Source organism: Streptomyces muensis (assembly GCF_021474425.1).
GTDB classification, from domain to species: Bacteria; Actinomycetota; Actinomycetes; order Streptomycetales; family Streptomycetaceae; genus Streptomyces; species Streptomyces muensis.
Genome location: NZ_JAKEIP010000556.1, coordinates 1 through 3,287 on the forward strand (window position 1 = coordinate 1; position 3,287 = coordinate 3,287).

1 rRNA gene is annotated in these 3,287 nt (G+C 57.3%); it reads right to left on the reverse strand.

Features of this window, described 5'->3' with window-relative positions:
- Positions 1-50: 50 nt before the first annotated feature.
- Positions 51-3,172 (reverse strand): 23S ribosomal RNA (locus L0P92_RS44290).
- Between the last annotated feature and the right edge of the window lie 115 nt (positions 3,173-3,287).

A 3,287-nucleotide genomic window follows, 5' to 3' on the forward strand; every position in this document is an offset into this window, starting at 1 on the left:
ATGCGGGGCCGTTCGTGGTTTCAGAACCAACACAGTGGACGCGAGCAACTGAGGACAAGCCCTCGGCCTATTAGTACCGGTCACCTCCACACGTTACCGTGCTTCCAGATCCGGCCTATCAACCCAGTCGTCTACTGGGAGCCTTACCCCATCAAGTGGGTGGGAGTCCTCATCTCGAAGCAGGCTTCCCGCTTAGATGCTTTCAGCGGTTATCCCTCCCGAACGTAGCCAACCAGCCATGCCCTTGGCAGAACAACTGGCACACCAGAGGTTCGTCCGTCCCGGTCCTCTCGTACTAGGGACAGCCCTTCTCAAGACTCCTACGCGCACAGCGGATAGGGACCGAACTGTCTCACGACGTTCTAAACCCAGCTCGCGTACCGCTTTAATGGGCGAACAGCCCAACCCTTGGGACCGACTCCAGCCCCAGGATGCGACGAGCCGACATCGAGGTGCCAAACCATCCCGTCGATATGGACTCTTGGGGAAGATCAGCCTGTTATCCCCGGGGTACCTTTTATCCGTTGAGCGACGGCGCTTCCACAAGCCACCGCCGGATCACTAGTCCCGACTTTCGTCCCTGCTCGACCCGTCGGTCTCACAGTCAAGCTCCCTTGTGCACTTACACTCAACACCTGATTGCCAACCAGGCTGAGGGAACCTTTGGGCGCCTCCGTTACCCTTTAGGAGGCAACCGCCCCAGTTAAACTACCCATCAGACACTGTCCCTGATCCGGATCACGGACCCAGGTTAGACATCCAGCACGACCAGACTGGTATTTCAACGACGACTCCACCCATACTGGCGTATGGGCTTCACAGTCTCCCAGCTATCCTACACAAGCCGAACCGAACACCAATATCAAACTGTAGTAAAGGTCCCGGGGTCTTTCCGTCCTGCTGCGCGAAACGAGCATCTTTACTCGTAGTGCAATTTCACCGGGCCTATGGTTGAGACAGTCGAGAAGTCGTTACGCCATTCGTGCAGGTCGGAACTTACCCGACAAGGAATTTCGCTACCTTAGGATGGTTATAGTTACCACCGCCGTTTACTGGCGCTTAAGTTCTCAGCTTCGCCAGAACGAATCCTGACTAACCGGTCCCCTTAACGTTCCAGCACCGGGCAGGCGTCAGTCCGTATACATCGCCTTACGGCTTCGCACGGACCTGTGTTTTTAGTAAACAGTCGCTTCTCGCTGGTCTCTGCGGCCACCCCCAGCTCAGAGTGCAAAACTCATCACCAGGTGTGGCCCCCCTTCTCCCGAAGTTACGGGGGCATTTTGCCGAGTTCCTTAACCATAGTTCACCCGAACGCCTCGGTATTCTCTACCTGACCACCTGAGTCGGTTTAGGGTACGGGCCGCCATGAAACTCGCTAGAGGCTTTTCTCGACAGCATAGGATCATCCACTTCACCACAATCGGCTCGGCATCAGGTCTCAGCCTTGATGAACGGCGGATTTACCTACCGTCCGGCCTACACCCTTACCCCGGGACAACCACCGCCCGGGATGGACTACCTTCCTGCGTCACCCCATCACTCACCTACTGCAAGTCTGGTTCGTCGGCTCCACCACTCCCCTTTGCCCGAAGGCTCCAGGGCGGCTTCACGGACTTAGCATCGCCTGGTTCGATGTTTGACGCTTCACAGCGGGTACCGGAATATCAACCGGTTATCCATCGACTACGCCTGTCGGCCTCGCCTTAGGTCCCGACTTACCCTGGGCAGATCAGCTTGACCCAGGAACCCTTAGTCAATCGGCGCACACGTTTCTCACGTGTGAATCGCTACTCATGCCTGCATTCTCACTCGTCAACCGTCCACAACTCGCTTACACGGCTGCTTCACCCGGCAGACGACGCTCCCCTACCCATCCCAGCCTCCGTTGGGAGTACATGCTGGAATGACACGACTTCGGCGGTACGCTTGAGCCCCGCTACATTGTCGGCGCGGAATCACTAGACCAGTGAGCTATTACGCACTCTTTCAAGGGTGGCTGCTTCTAAGCCAACCTCCTGGTTGTCTCTGCGACTCCACATCCTTTCCCACTTAGCGTACGCTTAGGGGCCTTAGTCGATGCTCTGGGCTGTTTCCCTCTCGACCATGGAGCTTATCCCCCACAGTCTCACTGCCGCGCTCTCACTTACCGGCATTCGGAGTTTGGCTAAGGTCAGTAACCCGGTAGGGCCCATCGCCTATCCAGTGCTCTACCTCCGGCAAGAAACACACGACGCTGCACCTAAATGCATTTCGGGGAGAACCAGCTATCACGGAGTTTGATTGGCCTTTCACCCCTAACCACAGGTCATCCCCCAGGTTTTCAACCCTGGTGGGTTCGGTCCTCCACGAAGTCTTACCTCCGCTTCAACCTGCCCATGGCTAGATCACTCCGCTTCGGGTCTTGAGCGCGCTACTCTACCGCCCTATTCGGACTCGCTTTCGCTACGGCTTCCCCACACGGGTTAACCTCGCAACACACCGCAAACTCGCAGGCTCATTCTTCAAAAGGCACGCAGTCACGAGAACAAGGCAAGCCTCGTTCCGACGCTCCCACGGCTTGTAGGCACACGGTTTCAGGTACTATTTCACTCCCCTCCCGGGGTACTTTTCACCATTCCCTCACGGTACTATCCGCTATCGGTCACCAGGGAATATTTAGGCTTAGCGGGTGGTCCCGCCAGATTCACACGGGATTTCTCGGGCCCCGTGCTACTTGGGTGTCTCTCAAACGAGCCGCTGACGTTTCGACTACGGGGGTCTTACCCTCTACGCCGGACCTTTCGCATGTCCTTCGCCTACATCAACGGTTTCTGACTCGTCCCACGGCCGGCAGACCGTGGAAGAGAGATCCCACAACCCCGTACACGCAACCCCTGCCGGGTCTCACACGTATACGGTTTAGCCTCATCCAGTTTCGCTCGCCACTACTCCCGGAATCACGGTTGTTTTCTCTTCCTGCGGGTACTGAGATGTTTCACTTCCCCGCGTTCCCTCCACACTGCCTATGTGTTCAGCAGCGGGTGACAGCCCATGACGACTGCCGGGTTTCCCCATTCGGACACCCCCGGATCAAAGCCTGGTTGACGACTCCCCGGGGCCTATCGTGGCCTCCCACGTCCTTCATCGGTTCCTGGTGCCAAGGCATCCACCGTGCGCCCTTAAAAACTTGGCCACAGATGCTCGCGTCCACTGTGCAGTTCTCAAACAACGACCAGCCACCCATCACCCCCAACCAAAGCTGGAGTTCACTGGGGCCGGCACTGAAGGCAGCCGTAACCGGCCGTACC